Origin of the sequence: Spirosoma rhododendri, assembly GCF_012849055.1 — a bacterium.
GTDB classification, from domain to species: Bacteria; Bacteroidota; Bacteroidia; order Cytophagales; family Spirosomataceae; genus Spirosoma; species Spirosoma rhododendri.
In genome coordinates this window covers 3,117,933-3,133,527 of the sequence record NZ_CP051677.1, presented here as the reverse complement: position 1 = coordinate 3,133,527, position 15,595 = coordinate 3,117,933, and the positions used below count along the sequence as shown (strand labels likewise).

Annotated in this window: 15 protein-coding genes and 1 pseudogene; 4 read left to right on the top strand and 12 right to left on the bottom strand. The window is 57.7% G+C overall.

Annotated features, from left to right (window positions below; translation table 11 throughout):
• Positions 1-17 precede the first annotated feature (17 nt).
• From HH216_RS12955 to moaC, 5 genes are read right to left on the bottom strand one after another with little or no spacing between them, the layout of a single operon-like run.
• Complete coding sequence (locus HH216_RS12955) at positions 18-506, bottom strand: nucleoside deaminase (protein ID WP_169551186.1); 489 nt, start codon at positions 504-506, stop codon at positions 18-20.
• Entirely contained in the window at positions 481-1,308 is an 828-nt protein-coding gene (locus HH216_RS12950) for a nucleotidyltransferase domain-containing protein (RefSeq protein ID WP_169551185.1), read from the bottom strand. The genes HH216_RS12955 and HH216_RS12950 overlap by 26 nt, the downstream gene beginning before the upstream one ends.
• 58 nt (positions 1,309-1,366) lie before the next feature.
• A complete protein-coding gene (locus HH216_RS12945) occupies positions 1,367-1,990 on the bottom strand; it encodes a DUF6992 family protein (protein ID WP_169551184.1) in 624 nt (207 codons plus the stop codon).
• 46 nt (positions 1,991-2,036) lie between these two features.
• Complete coding sequence (locus tag HH216_RS12940) at positions 2,037-2,660, bottom strand: NTP transferase domain-containing protein (RefSeq protein WP_254448412.1); 624 nt, start codon at positions 2,658-2,660, stop codon at positions 2,037-2,039.
• The gene (moaC, locus tag HH216_RS12935) at positions 2,629-3,105 is read right to left on the bottom strand and encodes a cyclic pyranopterin monophosphate synthase MoaC (protein WP_169551183.1); all 477 of its coding nucleotides are present in this window, start codon (positions 3,103-3,105) and stop codon (positions 2,629-2,631) included. The genes HH216_RS12940 and moaC overlap by 32 nt, the downstream gene beginning before the upstream one ends.
• A 171-nt stretch (positions 3,106-3,276) precedes the next feature.
• Here moaC and HH216_RS12930 point away from each other — a divergent pair, with 171 nt between their 5' ends.
• The 4 genes and pseudogenes from HH216_RS12930 to HH216_RS12915 all read left to right on the top strand — a co-directional run bounded on the left by HH216_RS12930 (position 3,277) and on the right by HH216_RS12915 (position 8,938).
• Complete coding sequence (locus HH216_RS12930; RefSeq protein ID WP_169551182.1) at positions 3,277-4,485, top strand: molybdopterin molybdotransferase MoeA; 1,209 nt, start codon at positions 3,277-3,279, stop codon at positions 4,483-4,485.
• Between the two features lie 33 nt (positions 4,486-4,518).
• On the top strand, positions 4,519-6,048 hold the full coding sequence (locus HH216_RS12925; RefSeq protein WP_169551181.1) for an FG-GAP repeat domain-containing protein: 1,530 nt from the start codon (positions 4,519-4,521) through the stop codon (positions 6,046-6,048).
• A gap of 14 nt (positions 6,049-6,062) precedes the next feature.
• Positions 6,063-6,991, top strand: a pseudogene (locus tag HH216_RS12920) (carbon-nitrogen hydrolase family protein).
• An 81-nt stretch (positions 6,992-7,072) separates the two neighbouring features.
• Positions 7,073-8,938, top strand: a complete 1,866-nt coding sequence (locus tag HH216_RS12915) for a GEVED domain-containing protein (protein WP_169551180.1) — start codon at positions 7,073-7,075, stop codon at positions 8,936-8,938.
• A 3-nt stretch (positions 8,939-8,941) separates the two neighbouring features.
• Here the strand turns inward: HH216_RS12915 and HH216_RS12910 are convergent, their stop codons facing one another.
• From HH216_RS12910 to HH216_RS12880, 7 genes are all read right to left on the bottom strand, one after another.
• Positions 8,942-9,232, bottom strand: coding sequence for a DinB family protein (locus HH216_RS12910; RefSeq protein WP_169551179.1), 291 nt, complete (start codon positions 9,230-9,232; stop codon positions 8,942-8,944).
• A 24-nt stretch (positions 9,233-9,256) separates the two neighbouring features.
• Entirely contained in the window at positions 9,257-9,406 is a 150-nt protein-coding gene (locus HH216_RS12905) for a DinB family protein (protein WP_169551178.1), read from the bottom strand.
• A 98-nt stretch (positions 9,407-9,504) separates the two neighbouring features.
• Positions 9,505-10,500: a glycosyltransferase family 9 protein gene (locus tag HH216_RS12900; RefSeq protein WP_169551177.1), complete on the bottom strand. Its 996-nt coding sequence runs from the start codon at positions 10,498-10,500 to the stop codon at positions 9,505-9,507.
• Positions 10,501-10,648: 148 nt separating this feature from the next.
• Positions 10,649-11,713, bottom strand: coding sequence for a DUF4249 domain-containing protein (locus HH216_RS12895; protein WP_169551176.1), 1,065 nt, complete (start codon positions 11,711-11,713; stop codon positions 10,649-10,651).
• Between the two features lie 89 nt (positions 11,714-11,802).
• Positions 11,803-14,208: a TonB-dependent receptor gene (locus HH216_RS12890; protein WP_169551175.1), complete on the bottom strand. Its 2,406-nt coding sequence runs from the start codon at positions 14,206-14,208 to the stop codon at positions 11,803-11,805.
• Positions 14,209-14,403: 195 nt separating this feature from the next.
• Complete coding sequence (locus tag HH216_RS12885) at positions 14,404-14,742, bottom strand: DUF6970 domain-containing protein (protein ID WP_254448411.1); 339 nt, start codon at positions 14,740-14,742, stop codon at positions 14,404-14,406.
• Between the two features lie 62 nt (positions 14,743-14,804).
• Entirely contained in the window at positions 14,805-15,539 is a 735-nt protein-coding gene (locus HH216_RS12880; RefSeq protein WP_169551174.1) for a membrane or secreted protein, read from the bottom strand.
• Positions 15,540-15,595: the final 56 nt, after the last annotated feature.

The following is a 15,595-nucleotide window of genomic DNA, read 5'->3' as shown; positions in this document are numbered from 1 at the left end:
CCGGGTTTTCAAGGCCCCTAGTATAGAATTCGCTTGTCGAGGGCGACCCACTCCCGGAACACGGCGTTGGCCTCATTGCGCAGTGTTTGCTGCATCGGGATGTGCCGCTCATCGCGCGGTTTTTCAATCTCTTCGTAAATAAACTGATCGTCGAACCCGGCCCCGGCGGCATCGGAATGAAACGATCCGTACACGATCCGGTCGGGACGCGACCAATAAATGGCTCCCAGACACATCGGGCAGGGCTCGCAGGACGCGTAGAGCGTACAGCCCTCAAGTTGAAACGTACCCAGCCGCTGACAGGCATCACGAATGGCAACCACCTCGGCATGAGCCGTCGGGTCGTTGGTCGACGTCACCTGATTACTACCCTTACCCACGATCTCCCCGTTCTTCACGATCACCGCCCCAAACGGACCACCTTGCCCGGTCATCATGCCATCGCGGGCCAATTGAATCGCTTCGCGCAAAAAATCGTCGTCAGTTTTCTGTGGTGTTAACTGCATTATGTGTGCTCTCAAGTTGCTTGTTCATGTATTGCTCGACGGCCTGGCGGGCTTCCTGATTCGGTTTACAGTCTGCGGGAGCCAGCAAATTACGTAGGTCTGTGTACAATCGAATACTGGCCTTCAGACTGTCGACAAGTGATATGTAAGTGGGCGTAGCGACGGTCTGACGCAGGTTTTCCAGGTCATCAGCCGTAGCCGTCATCTCGATCCGGCGCACCCCATTCGGCAGTTGACCATTTTTGAGTTGGATGAGCGGACCAATGACCCGGCTTCGTAGAAACGACAGAAAATCGAGGGCTTCAAAGTATTCACCACGGCCAATCTTGAGCAGGGCATAGTGTACCCATATCCAGAATCGGTCCTCGATCCACGTAAAATCAACCCCGGGATAATAAGCCGACGATTGCTGGATGATATTGGTCAGAATACGATCCCGCTCCCATACGACGACCGGGTCTTCTACCCGATCATAGCATTCGGGAGTGGTGAGAAACTTAATATCGACATGCAGTAGCGGATTATCATACAGCGCAATCAACAAACGCGGCTCCCCCACATGATCGCCCCGGAAAGCACTCAGCATGACGCCCAGTTTATCGGCCACCGCCCGCATTCTCGCCAGATTGGGAGCGATGGGCCGCGTGCTGACCAGTACCAGATCAAGGTCAGAAAATGTATCCATCCGGGCGGTCGTCCACGATCCGCCAACGGCCAGCGCCAGCATTTCGGTATCCCGTCGTAACACATCGATTGCCTGATCGACAAACGATTGAAATACATGACTCGTATTCAACTGCATGGCTGCGTAGCGATTTGTAAATTACCGCAAAACAGTGGCCATTATCGATTGGTTCATGCTACCGAATCGGCAGGATAAGCCCCACTCCAGACGAGGTGGCCTGAATCAGTTGCTCTTCCTGTCGGTCGCCCCGACGTTTGAAAATCAGGTAGTTGACCAGATCGAAGGCGAACAGAAAGCCACCCTGCACCATAATCGACGTGCCGTAACCCTGCTGCCGCGCGGCTTTGTTCGCCAACCCGTTTAGTTCGTTGGTCAGGCCCCGCTGCCGCAGATACAGTCCGCCCATGATATACGCCACGTCGAGGCCGACGTTGACCAGCAGCACCTGCTTCATGTTTTCGTGCTGTCGGACGGCCTGCGCCAGCGTTTCGCCTTCGCCCGACTGCTTCCGCTGGCTGAAAGCAGCCGCCCCCGCAATGCCCAGATTCACCAGATTCCAGTAAACGTTCATCTGGTGGAAGGCTTTGGTTTCGCCCTGCGTCTGCCCGGCTGCAATAGCCCCAACGGCAATGTTCGCGAGTGCGTACCCGCCCAGCGCGTAGCCCAGCGTTTTCTGGTGGCGAATGCGCTGCTCGCTGAAGTCGCGTAGTGTCGGTGGTGGGTCGGCACGCTGCGCCGTGGCAGCTGTGCCCAACAGGAGTGAACCGGCCGTGACCAGCCAGGAGCGAAAAGAAGCCATTGATCAGGTGTTTGTTCACAAACAACAGCGATCCCGGCGGCTTGTTTCAAAGACCCAGTTCGCTACGTTCGTCGGGGCTGTTGATGTTGGTCAGCTCTCGCAGGTCGGGAGCGGGCAGCAGTTCCGTTGGGTTCAGCATCAGCAGCTTACGGGGCGACACCATGCCCCGGCCGAAGGCGTCGCGGACGATGGGCCCGCTGGCGGGTTCCCAGATGCAGAGCAGCGGTTCGGGAAACTGTCCATCAGTATCGTAGAAGGCCGTCGCCATGCAGGTCGGGTTGCGCCCGGCGACCAGCGCCCGCAGCGACCGGTCGGTCAGCAGGGGCATATCGCAGGCCACGATTAGCCAGGCCGACGCGGGGTCGTGGTTGAGGGCCGCCAGAATGCCGTTCAGTGGTCCCGGTCGTGGGTTCTCGACGTCGAGTAATAGCGGTACGGGTGACTGCTGCAAAGCGTCGAATTGCTCCGCGTTGACCGACCAGTAAACCGTCTGGCAGTAAGGTCGCAGCAGGTCGGTGAGGTGTTCGCGCTGGGGCTTGCCGTGGTACACGAGACCGGCTTTGTCTGCACCCATCCGCAGGCTGCGCCCACCAATTAGCACCAGCCCGTTGATTGGCGGAACAGAGCTGTCGATTGGGTTATTTGTCTCGGTTGAAATCGCGTTTGCCACCGGTTTTTTCCATCAGTTTCGTTTCCTGAATCACAATGTCGTGCGAAAACGCTTTGCACATATCGTAGATGGTCAGGGCCGCGACAGATGCGCCAACGAGGGCTTCCATCTCCACCCCCGTCTTGCCCTCCGTCGACACCGTGCACTCGACAACGGCGGTCAGGCCCTCCGTATGGATCGTGATGCGGCAGTTGTCGAGCCCCAGCGAATGGCACAGCGGAATCAGCGAGTCGGTGCGTTTGGCGGCCATTGTTCCGGCAATGATCGCGGTCTGAAACACCGGCCCTTTCTTCGTCGCAATATCCTGACCGGCGAAATGCGCCATAATTTCGTCGTTGAGCACGACCACGCTGCGGGCGCGGGCGGTCCGGCGGCTAATGGCCTTAGCGCCCACGTCGACCATTGCCGGGTCGCCTTCGGGGCTTATGTGGGAGAATGAGTTCATTCGTTTAGTTCAAAGTTTGGTGTTTACTGTTAAAGGTTCATAGTCCAGGCAGAACAACGTTGAACTTTAAACGTTGAACCCGAAACTTTAAACCCGCCTGACGGCGGTTTCGTCGCGCCGAAGTTCGACATTCGTGGGTTAGTTTTCACTGTTTCCTATCGACTGTATCGTATGCTTACTGCTGCTCAGGCCACCGAACTGGTGCTGCAATGCCGCCTGTCGCTGCCGACCGAATCTGTTTCACTGGCCGACGCCGGGGGCCGGGTGCTGCGGCAGGCCGTCCACGCCGACCGTGATTTTCCTCCTTTCGACCGCGTCGCGATGGATGGTATCGCCATTCGCTTTGCCGATTTCGCCAGTCAGCCTGCCGACAGTCCCCGTACCTTTCGGGTCGCTGGTATGCAGCGGGCGGGGCAACCCCAGCAGACACTAACCGACGCTGATAGCTGCCTGGAAGTGATGACCGGGGCCATGCTGCCGGTGGGTGCCGACACGGTGATTCGCTACGAAGACATCAGCATTGCCGACGGGCAGGCCACGGTACAGATCAGCGATATACAAAATCAACAGAACGTACACCACCAAGCCACCGACCGCCGGGCGGACGACGAACTGCTGTCCGTTGGTACGCTGATCGGCCCAGCCGAAATTGCCGTTGCCGCGTCGGTTGGGCAAGCAACGCTGACCGTTTCGGCCCTGCCCCGCGTCGCCCTGATCTCGACGGGCGACGAACTCGTGGGCGTGAGCGATACGCCCCTGCCCTATCAGATTCGGCAGTCGAACACTTATCTGTTACAGGCGGCTTTGAAATCGCTGGGTATTTCGGCGTCGATGCACCGCATTGTCGATGATGAGGATGTGATGACCGAGCGGCTCGGTAAGTTGCTGGCTGAAAACGATCTGCTGCTGCTGAGCGGGGGCGTATCGGCCGGGAAAGCTGATTTTGTACCGGGCGTGTTACAGCGACTGGGGGTCGAACAGCGGTTCCACAAAATCGAGCAGCGACCCGGCAAACCGCTGTGGTTCGGCACGACGCCCGACGGCAAAACGGTCTTCGGCCTGCCCGGCAACCCAGTCTCGACGGTGCTGTGCACGTACCGCTACGTGATGCCTTACCTGCGGGCATCGCTGGGACTGACGCCCGAACAACCGGTTTACGCCCAACTCGCGACATCCTACACCTTCCGCCCGGCGCTGACCCATTTCCTGTCGGTTCGGCTGACGAACGAACCCGACGGGCGGTTGCTGGCCCACCCCCTGCCCGGCTCGGGCTCGGCCGACTTCGCCAATCTACTCGACGCCAACGCATTCATGGAACTGCCCGCCGACCAGTCGGAGTTCAAACAGGGCGACGCGTTTCCAGTCTGGAAAACGTTATGATCCGTAGAGAACCCTGCATTCTCCACCCACCCGATGAAAGGTTCGACGTATATTCTGATTACCCTGGCGGCATTCCTGACGGTCGGTTTTTTGTCGTTCCGTAGTCATCCGGCCAGTTCAGGCAAACAACTGGCTGACACCTACTGTGGCACGTGCCATCTGGTGCCAGACCCCAAAAGTCTGACCAAATTCACCTGGCAACTGCACGTGCTGCCGGTAATGGCCCGGTACATGGGCATTCAGTACGGGAACTACGACCCGTACAGCAACCTGACCACCGACGAAACGGACGCCCTGGCGCAGCAACACATCTACCCTGACAAACCCGTTGTCGACGAAGCTACCTGGCAGCAACTCGTTGATTATTACACCGAAACAGCCCCCACCAGACTACCTGTCGACTCCAGCCGGGCCCAGCGCGACCACGCACTCGATCAGTTTACAGTCGTCCCGGTTCAGTTGAGTAACGAACCGGGTGCCACCGTTACGGCGCTTCATTACGATTCGCTCAACCAGCAGCTATGGGTCGCGGAGCCCAACAAACTGTACAGCTGGAAATGGCCGGCCACCCTCGTCAACAACTACAACCTGCCCGCAACCGTAGTTGATATACACACCAGTGCAGGCCAGTTGCTGTTGACCGACATTGGCACATTGCTACCGTCGAACCTGCCCAAAGGAACCGTATTTTCTATCCAGAACGATAAGCTGGTTGCGCAGCAGGGCCAGTTACATCGGCCGGTTTATTCGCAGACCGACGACCTCGACAATGATGGTATACCCGAACTGATTACGGCCAGTTTCGGCTACCACACCGGTTCGCTTTCCCTCTACCGCCAGCGATCCCGCACCGATTCAACCCGCACGAAACAAATCATTTTCGATGCACCGGGGGCGGTAAAGTTCTACGTACGCGACATGAACGGCGACCATAAGAAAGACATCGTCGCCCTGTTTGCCCAGAATCTGGAGTCAGTATACATTTTTTTTCAGGGCGACAACCTGACGTTCACTGCAAAAAAAGTGCTTCAGTTCGAGCCGCAGTACGGCACCAGCGATTTTGTCTTGCTGGATTATAACCGCGACGGGATCGACGACATTGCCCTTGTTCATGGCGACAACGCCGATTATTCCTACAGTTCAAAAGCGTTTCACGGGCTGCGGCTGTATCTGGGCAACCGCGATCAGACGTTTACCAGCGCATTCTTTTACCCGATTTACGGCGCGACACGCCTACAGGCCGACGATTTCGATCAGGACGGCGACATTGACTTTGCGGTTTCGTCGTTTTTCCCGGAACTGAGTACGCTGGCGGCAGAGAGCTTTGTGTATCTGGAAAATAAGAAAGCCGACCGGTACCGGTTTGTGGCGCACGTAGCGCAAACCCCTGTCCCGATTAAGTCGCTGACGCTGGAAAAAATGGATATCGATCGGGATGGGGATATGGACCTTGTACTAGGGCAGGTGTCTTACTCGCCAACACCCATGCCAACCACCCTGCGGCAGGCACTGCAAACCACGCCTTACAAGCTGATTCTGCTTCGTAATCGCCACACCAACTGACCATTACCAACAGCATGGAGTTCAAAACCGTAACCGTTGGCGTTGTGCAGGCAACGCCCGCTTTGTTTGACCGCGAAAAAAGCATCGACCTCGTTATCGACTGGATCGACCGGGCCAAGCAGGCGGGGTGTCAGCTGGTGTTGTTTCCAGAATCGTTTATCCCCTGCTACCCGCGCGGGCTAACGTTCGACGCGATTGTTGGTCGCCGGACGGACCGGGGCCGCGACCAATGGCTCGACTATTGGGCCAACAGCCTCGAAGTGCCTTCGCCCTCCGTCGACCGGATCAGCGAAGCCGTTCGCAAAGCGGGTCTGTTTGTGGGGCTGGGCGTGACCGAGCGCGAACCCATCGGCGGAACGCTCCATTGCGCGCTGTTGTATTTCGGGCCGGATGGCACCCTGCTGGGCAAACACCGCAAGCTGAAACCAACCGGGCTGGAGCGGTATATCTGGGGCGAAAGCGACGGCAGCACGCTGGTTAGTTACCAGACCGAACTGGGGCGCATCGGCGGGCTGATCTGCTGGGAAAATTACATGCCACTGGCCCGCACGGCGCTGTATCAGAAGGGCGTCGAGATTTACCTTGCCCCACTGCCGACGCCCGCGACTCGTGGCAGGCTACCATGCAGCATATCGCGCTGGAAGGCCGCTGCTTCGTACTGGCCAGCAATCAGTTTGTCCGCAAAAGCGATTACCCCGACCGCTACCAGCCCGACCTCACCGACGAACCCGACGTGATGAGCCGGGGCGGCAGCGTGATTATCTCTCCGCTGGGTGAGGTGCTGGCCGGGCCACTCTGGAATCAGGAAGGGTTGCTCGTCGCCGACCTCGATTTCAGCCTGCTCGCCAAAAGTAAGCTCGACTTCGACCCAATCGGCCACTACGCCCGCCCCGACGTATTTCAGCTCACGGTCAACGGTCAGCCCGATACGCAATCGGTATGAACATTGTGGTTATGCGGGTACTGCTCGTGTGATGGCTCCGACAGCCGTAGCCCTTTCGCGTAGCTTCCCTAACCTATACGTATGAAAGCTGGCTGGTGGCTACTCCTGTTTGTCGCAACACTCCGTTCAGCCTGGGGGCAGGTATTACCCGACACGGCCCGTATTCTGTGCGGCACCGTTTCCCTGACACCGGCGCAGCGCAAACTTCTTGAGGGAGCCGCGGCTCAGGCCGTGGCCCAGCGGCAGGCCGATGCCAGCGCACCCACCGGCATCACGTATGTACCCATTCGGCCGCACATCCTCCGGCGTTCCGACGGTACCGGCGGCTACAGCCTGACCAGCCTGAACAATGTGATTGCCCTGACCAACCGGTACTATAAACCCGCTGGCATTCAGTTTTTCTTTGCGGGAACTACCCCCGATTACGTAGACGATGATGCGCTGTATGCGTCGTTTGAGAGCGGGGCCAGCGAAAGCGTAATAGCCACCCGCAACGCGGCCAACGCCCTGAATCTGTATTACATTCAGGCCTTCAGCAATCCCGGAATGGGGGGCTATTCGTACTTTCCGGCCAACGACGTTCGCTCGACACAGTCATTTATCCGGGTGGGCAGCGACGACGATCTGGGCAACCGGCTGATTCCGCACGAACTAGGCCATATCTTCAACCTGATCCACACCTTCGACACCAGCAACGGCTACGAGCAGGTATCAGGCGGCAACTGCAAGTCGGCGGGCGATCTGGTCTGCGACACCCCGGCCGACCCCACAGGCTGGCCGCAATTCCCGGATGCCGGTCCAGACTGCGTATCGGGTTGTCCATCGGTTTATAACTGCACGTTCACCGAATCCGGGACCAACGCGCAGTATCGCCCCTCCCCGACCAATATCATGTCGTACTTCTTCCCCTGTACCCACGACCTGACGCCGGGGCAGTACCGGCGGATTATGGATGGACTGACGCTTCGCCAAACCCACACGGCCTACTCACTCACGGCACCGTCGACTGATGCAGCACCCGTGACCGACCTGTCGGCTGCCATTGTCAGCGGGCAGGTAACCCTCTCCTGGACCGACTGGAACAGCAACGAAATGGGGTACTTTATCGAACGGTCCGTTACCGGTAATCCAGCCGATTTTGTGTGTATCGGGGGTGTCGGCCCAAACGCGACGACGTTCGTTGATGGGCACGCGCCGTCGGCCACGACAGTTTTTTATCGGCTGCGGTCGTCTAACAGTACCGGTAGCTGGAGCAATGTGACCAGCATCGCGACACCCGTCTGCCGGCCTGACTACGCGTATGGGTGCCAACGGTATCTGACAGGTATAGGCGGGGTTACGATCGACAGTCGGGTGCTGAGCCAGAACTCCGGTTGTGCAGCGTCGGGGTTTAGCCAGTCTGCGACGGTGGTTCCCTCGCTCACGGCGGGGCGTAGCTACCCGTTTGCGATCAGCCCGATCAACCGCGTCAATGCCATGCGCCTGACGATCTGGGCCGACTTCAACCGCAACGGTTCGTTCAGCGACCCCGGCGAACAGGTTTACCAGACACCAGCGTCGACTACCGCCGTTGTCACGGGTAGCCTGACCATCCCCCCGACGGTATCGCCCGGCCGGGTTTCGCTGCGAATTATTTCGGTGGCCGTCAGCGCCGACAACCCAACCGACCCCTGCGGCAGTTATGAGTACGGCGAAGCTGAAGACTATCAGTTGGCTATAGGATCGATCAGTGACGTCGTCAAAACGGTCCAGAACGGCCCCTGGACTGACCCGGCGGTGTGGTCGGTAAACCGCGTACCGGCAACGGGCGACGCCGTCACCATCGAGCACGTAATTTCACTGCCGCCCGCCCAGCAACCAACCCCCTCCGGGCAGGCTCGACGCATTACGATCTCACCAGGCGGCAAACTAATTTATGCCAGTGGTGGGGTGCTGCGGCTGAACTGAGCGTCAGACAAGGTGACGCAGGGCAAGGATATAGCCGCAGTGATACCCTTCGTGGTACAGCAGAAAATCGAGTGCCTCGTCGATGTTCATCACATCGACTCCGTATTTGGTAGCGACCCACTTAGACGGTGAATAGTTCACAAACTTTTGCTCATCGAAGTCAGCCTGAAGCCTGTCGATCGACGAGATGAATAGCTCTTTGATCGTTGCAATTTCGGGCTCATCGATCATCCGCTCGGGCTTTGTAGCAGGAAGAAAAGGCACCAGATAGGCATCATCTACCGTGATCGGCAAACCAGCCCGGATGTAACACAGACTTTACTGGGCCGCAATCAGATGCGCTATGTTCCAGATGATATTATTGTTGGACATCACCCGTACTGCGTTCAGTTGCTTGGTGGACAAACCAGCAATCTGCTCCAGCAGAAAGAGCCGAAGGTTCTTTATCTTCCGAATTTTACTGTTCATCTTCGACAGGTTAGCCTGATCCAATCCATTGATAACAGCCCACTGACAAAGGAGAAACGGCCCAGCTGTGATCAGGAACCGCTACCTGACACCACCCCCTAAAAATTCTTTTTCGTCCGCAGATCCCGCATTTCGAAGTCGAGGGGCAGTTCGTTCATGCACTTGAAGTGGCCGAGCGGGCAGGCGTCGAAGCCGATTTTAGAGCAGGGGCGACAACCGAGTCCGGTCTTTTCCAGCACGACGTAATTGGTCTTGTACGGGTACATGCCCAACTGGGGTGTGGTGTTTCCCCAGATCGAATACACTTTCTTTTTGAGCGCAGCTGCGATGTGCATCAGGCCCGTATCGTGGCTGAACACCACCCGCGCCCGCTGTAGCAGTGACGCCGACTGATTCAGGTTGTACTGCCCGCAGGCGTTGTAGATCAGCCCGCTGCCCAGCGCCTGTTCGATCTCGGCACCAGCCGCGCGGTCTTCCTTACCGCCCAGCAGCACCACCGGGTAGTTGATCCGGCGGCACAGTTCGATCATGCGCGGCACGGGTAGCTTCTTGGTTGCGTGCTGCCCACCGATGGCGTAGGCTACGTAGTCGGCGCGGTGGGTGGCGGGAAGCCACTCAGGCTCGATCTGATCTTTGTAGGGAATGAAATAATCCAGTCCGTTCTCGTCGTTGATAACCCCCAGCGGCCGGACGGTGTCCATGTACCGATCAACGATATGGACGTCGGGCATGGCGTTGACTTTCCAGCGGACGTACAGGTACTTGCGCAGATTAAGCTTGTCGAAACTGTATGCTTTCACGCCCAGCAGGCCCAGCTTAATCATCCGGGTACGCAGGTTGTTGTGCAGGTCAATAATGTAATCGAAGCGTTCGGGACGCAGTTGGGCCAGCAGTTCGCTCAGCCCCCCGTCGAGGTAATGAATCTTATCGATGTACGGATTAGTCTCGACAAGCGTCTGAAACGCCCGTTTCGTGCAGAAGTGCACCTCCGCGTCCGGCAGTTGCTGTTTCAGGCAACGCATCACGGGCGTCGTCAGGACGATGTCGCCAATCGACGAAAATCGCAGCACCAGAATTTTCACCGGGGAAGCCATGAGTTGAGTTCAACGTTTATGGTCTAAGCCGGGCCGCCGGGCGGTTTAACGTTAACGGTTGTCGGCAACCTTAAACGTTGAACCGCCCGGCGGCCCGGCTTAGACCTGTTCACAAATTTATTGGATTTGGGGCGGGTTGTCAACCCGTTCAGTAGAGCCAGCCGCGCGGGGCTACCGGCGTCTGGTACAAGCTGTTCTGGCAGGCAATGCAGGGCGGGCTGGTCGGGTACGGAATCTCGATTGGGAAGTCGGTGTCGGGCCTTCCCTGCCCGGTACTGCGGTCGACGTAGATAACCTGCTCCGACAGCCCCACCGCCCCAAAATAGCCGTAGACGGGTTGACGGGCATCGCTGGTACAGCGCAGATTCCCGGCTACCGACGACGGTGCCGCGTCGAACAAACCACCCGTGTTGCTGACCAGTTGCTTCACGCTTTTCCAGAACTGATACGCCCCCCGGCTTAGCCCCTGCTGCTGCACCGACAGGTAGTAGCGAACACTGGATGTATACGGTACCTGCGTGATGTATTGCCGACTGATTGCCTGCCCATTGACGTTGGCGTCGGAACTGATTTCAATGCAGTTGTAGCACCGGTCGATCTGCCAGCAGGGCGTACAGCAGCCAATGCCCGTGTAAACCATCTTCGACTGATTAAACGTTTTCTGGCAAGCCTGTAACTGTTCGTAATGCGTCCAGTTCCAGCGGTAGTAATTGCCCAGCGTGTCGGGGTCTTTTGTGTCGACGTACACGTTCCAGCCCTGTTTGATACCCAGCTGATTGACGCGGGGTTGACTGGTATATTCGTAGTATATTTTTGCGATGGGCGCGACACCCGGCAGCACCTCAGCCGTCGATTCGTAAGTCAGCCCGGCTTTCGTTCTGATCGTCAGCGTATAGCTTCGCCCCACCACGCCCTGCAAACCGCCGACGCGGGTCTGGTACATCCCCCCCGGCGACAGTTCGGTCAGTATCTCCCGGTTGCCTTTGTTGTCGGCGATGGTTACGGTCGCCCCGGTTTCGAGCAGGTTGATACTCTGAATGCTGTAATCGGCGGTACGGGTGAGCCGAACGGTATACGGGCCGGGCTGGTCGGTCACCTGCCCTTCCACCACCAGCGCGGGGGCAATACTGACCGTATCGGTTTTAAACTCCGTCACGCAGGCCATCACGACCAACGCGCAGCAAAGGGTTATGAGTAAGGAGCGCAGTTTCATAACGGGTTTAAAGTCTGAAGTTTATCGTTTACTGTTGCTGACTGCGCCCAACGTCAAACGTTGAACATCAGACTTTAAACCTGACTTCGTCAAAACTTAAAATTGTACGTCAACGAAGGAAACACAGTGCCGAAAATGGACAGCTTGTAGGCGTTCTCATTGGCGGCATTGCTGAGCCGGTAAAAGACCGAATACGCATTCTTGTGCGCGTAGACATTGTAAATCGAAAAGACCCAGCTGCTCTGGTTTCGCTTCTTTTTGAGCGGGTTCTGCTCGAACAGCATCGAGAAATCGAGCCGATGGTAGTCGGGGATGCGCTGCTGATTCCGGTCCACGTAGATCGGTACGTAGATGCCGTTGATGAGGGCGCGGGCGTAAGGCTGCGTCGTCGGGCGACCGGTGCTGTATGTGAAATTCAGCGACAGGCTAAACCAGGCCGTGGGGCGGTACGTCGCCAGTATGTTGAGCGTGTGCGGCTTGTCGTAGTTGGCCGGATACGGGTTGCCGTTGTTGACGCGTTCGCTGGCGTAGGGGCTGTTCATCGTCAGGAACGTGCGGGCGTAGGTGTAGCTGGCGAAACCCGTCCAGCGGCCTTTGTTTTTGCGGGCCAGCCCCTCCACCCCATACGCCCGGCCATCGCCCTGCACGATCTGCGTTTCAACGGCGGGGGCCAGCTGAATTTCAGCCCCGTCGCGGTAGTCGATGGCGTTGGCGATGTGCTTGTAATACACCTCGCCCGATAGTTCGTAGGCATTGTCGGTGCTGTTGCGGAAATAGCCCAGCGAATACTGATCGGCAATCTGCGGTTTGGTATACACGTCGCTCAGGTGCCAGCGCGACGTTGGCAGCGCGGCCGTCGTGTTGGTAATCTGATTGATGTACTGCCGCAGCCGACTGTACCCCAGCTTCACCGATTTCCCCTCACCGACCGACCAGCGCAGGGCCAGCCGGGGTTCCAGTCCCCCCGTTGTGTGGTAGATGGTTCCGGCGGTGTAAGTACGGGTGCCCGTCACGGTTTCATCCTGCACGGGGCCATTTTCGGCGTAGGTCTGCACGGTAGCCGGTCCCCGGTTGAGCAGTTCGGAGTAGCGCAGGCCCGCCAGTATCGATAGGGCCGGGTTGATTGTCCATTCGTCCTGCACATAGCCCGCTAGTTCATACGCCTGTTCGTCGGCCAGCGTTACCGGCAACACGTTGGAAAACGGGCCGACGGTCCGCGTATTGGGCTGCACCCGGTAGTCGATTACGCTTATCCCGACCTGCAACTGATGGGCTTTGTTGAGCGAATAACTAAAATCGGATTTCAGCTGCCGCTGCCGCACACCCGACCGCAGATTAAACGCGTTGGCCGAATCGGGTGCCGACAGATCAGCTTTGTAGCGGCTCAGAATCAGGGCCGTACTGAGGTTGGCCCGTTTGCTGATAAAGTAGTTCCAGTGCAGCGTTCCGTTGAGCGTCTGGTAGTTGAACTGGGTCGACGATGCGTTGATCTCCTGCCCCGACAGCGAATCAGACGGCAGCTTGAACACATCCTGACTCTGGTAGCCCGTCAGGGTCAGGGTATGCTGCTCGTTGAGCTGGTACTTCAGCTTCCCCGTCAGGTCGTAGAAATTGGCGCGGGTGTTTCGCAGGTTGGGCGGAGCCAGCTTGAACAGAAAATCGTTGAACGACGCCCGCGCCCCGAGCAGCAGCGACAGCTTGTTTTTGATGATCGGCCCCTCGACACCCAACCGGCTCGACACGACACCGATACCGCCGTTGATGCTCCATTTCTGCGCGTCGGGCTCGCGCACCTTCACGTCCAGCACCGACGACGCCCGGCCGCCATACGAAGCCGCCACCCCGCCCCGGTTGAGCGTTACGTCGCGCACCACATCGGGGTTGAAGGCCGAGAAAAAGCCCATCAGGTGGCTGGTATTGAACACCGGCGCATCGTCCAGCAACACCAGATTCTGATCGACGCTGCCCCCGCGCACGTTGAAACCGGGAGCCCCTTCACCCACCGTTGTCACACCCGGCAGCAGTAGCAGACTCCGAATTACGTCGACCTCACCCAGCAGCGGGGGAATGCGCCGGATACTCCGAATCGTCAGCTGCGACACGCCCAGCTCGACCTTACGCACATTACGGTCGGGCGTTTCGCTGGTCACGACCACTTCGTCGAGGTCTTTGGCATCGTCGGGCATGTACACCTCCCGAAACACAGTGCCCTGCACCTGCACCGTGTCGAGCGTAGGGCGGTAGCCGACATGCGTAAATTTCAGGACGTATCGGCCAACGGGCAGGTTTACCACGAAGAAGCCATCTTTCGCCGTGACGTATCCCTTCGACACGTCGAGCACGACGATGTTAGCCCCTTGAATCGGTTGTTTGGTCCGGGCGTCGCGCACATAGCCCGTCACGGAAAAAACGGACGTCGTCGGGCGGGGCGTCTGCGCCAGAACGAGTTGGTAACCGCTAACGATGAGTATGGATAGTAACGCAATCAGGCGCATAGGCAGCAGATTATCACCTCGGAATCATACACTAAAAGCAGCTTATTATCCGATTTACCCACTGTATTCTGCTCGTAAACCAACATTAAAGCGATATAATGTGAACGCCCCCGCTGTCGTATACGAACCAGATAAACAGGCTACATAGCGCGTGTGGTTACCAGACGACACGCCAACGCACAGGGCTGGTTCACGTTATCTTCTCGTGTCTTCCCAAATCAGCTTTTCGTCGGTGCGGGTTTTGAAGAAGTCGCTGCATCGGCCATCGCCCGCCCCGGTAAAGCCCCCATCGGGCGAACAAATCTGATTGCAGTTTTCATCCAGCAGCTGACTCGGTATATCGCAGCAGCGTTGTGGAATAAAGTAGACCGTCCGGCCCTGATACCGGTACTGGTAGATTTTGGCGGGCGGGCTCCAAACCCCCTGCGCCTGTATCTGCTTGATTTGGTTCTCTACGCAGCTCGGCAGGTTATCGCGCTGGCAACTCATCAGCATCAGGCCAGCGAAAAGCAAGCAATTGATTAGTCGGTTCATGGTGTAGCGCAGTGTTGGTTGCTGACTAGACCATATTGTTCATGCATCGGTTGGAACGCCGTTTATTTACCGGCCTCCCGACTCCAGATCTCGTTGACCGGTCCACCCGTCGAGCTTTGCCCCGTATGGTGCCACTCGTTCGGGCTTACCTCGGCACCAAACGTCAGCGACTTACCGACGCGGCTATTGTCGCGGGAGAAAAACTCAATCGTTTCGGTGTACTTACCGTCTTTTAACACGTACGTGCCACCTCCAGTGCCGAAAAATTGCTTCGTCAGGGGGTTGATTGCTACCCATTGGAAGCGAGTTCCGGTCAGGAGTTTGATCGTTTTGCGGGGGCCACCTTGCATGGGCGTCAGCTGACCCGCATCATTGGCCCGGCTCGTAATACGCCATAAACCGGCCAGTTGATCTGACGAACCAGACTGATCGACCCTGTCTGGCGCGACCCGGTCAAACGTCAGTGTGCGAGTTTTTGTCCTCAGCGTCAGCTTTTTATTGGCCACCTTGACCTGCATTCGCTCAGCTACTCCGACGTGGCTGCTATCGTTGGAATCAAACTCAACAACTTCAAACAGATTGTCGCCCATCAGTTGCCACGTTCCACCACTGGTACTGATAAAGCGGCCGGGTTCGTAGACGGTCTGAATAAGGTAGCTGTCGGCAAACGTCAGCACGGTCCGCGTACCCGACGGCTCGGTAAACTGCCACGCCCCGGCAAGATCAGCGGGTTTGACCTGCGCCGTCACCGTACCAAGCGACAGGCTAAAAGACAGTAAGAAAAGCAGCGCTCTCATCGTGTTGTTTTTGTGTTCGGTAGAAGGGATGGTTGTGCAACTGTAGCCTGGACGTC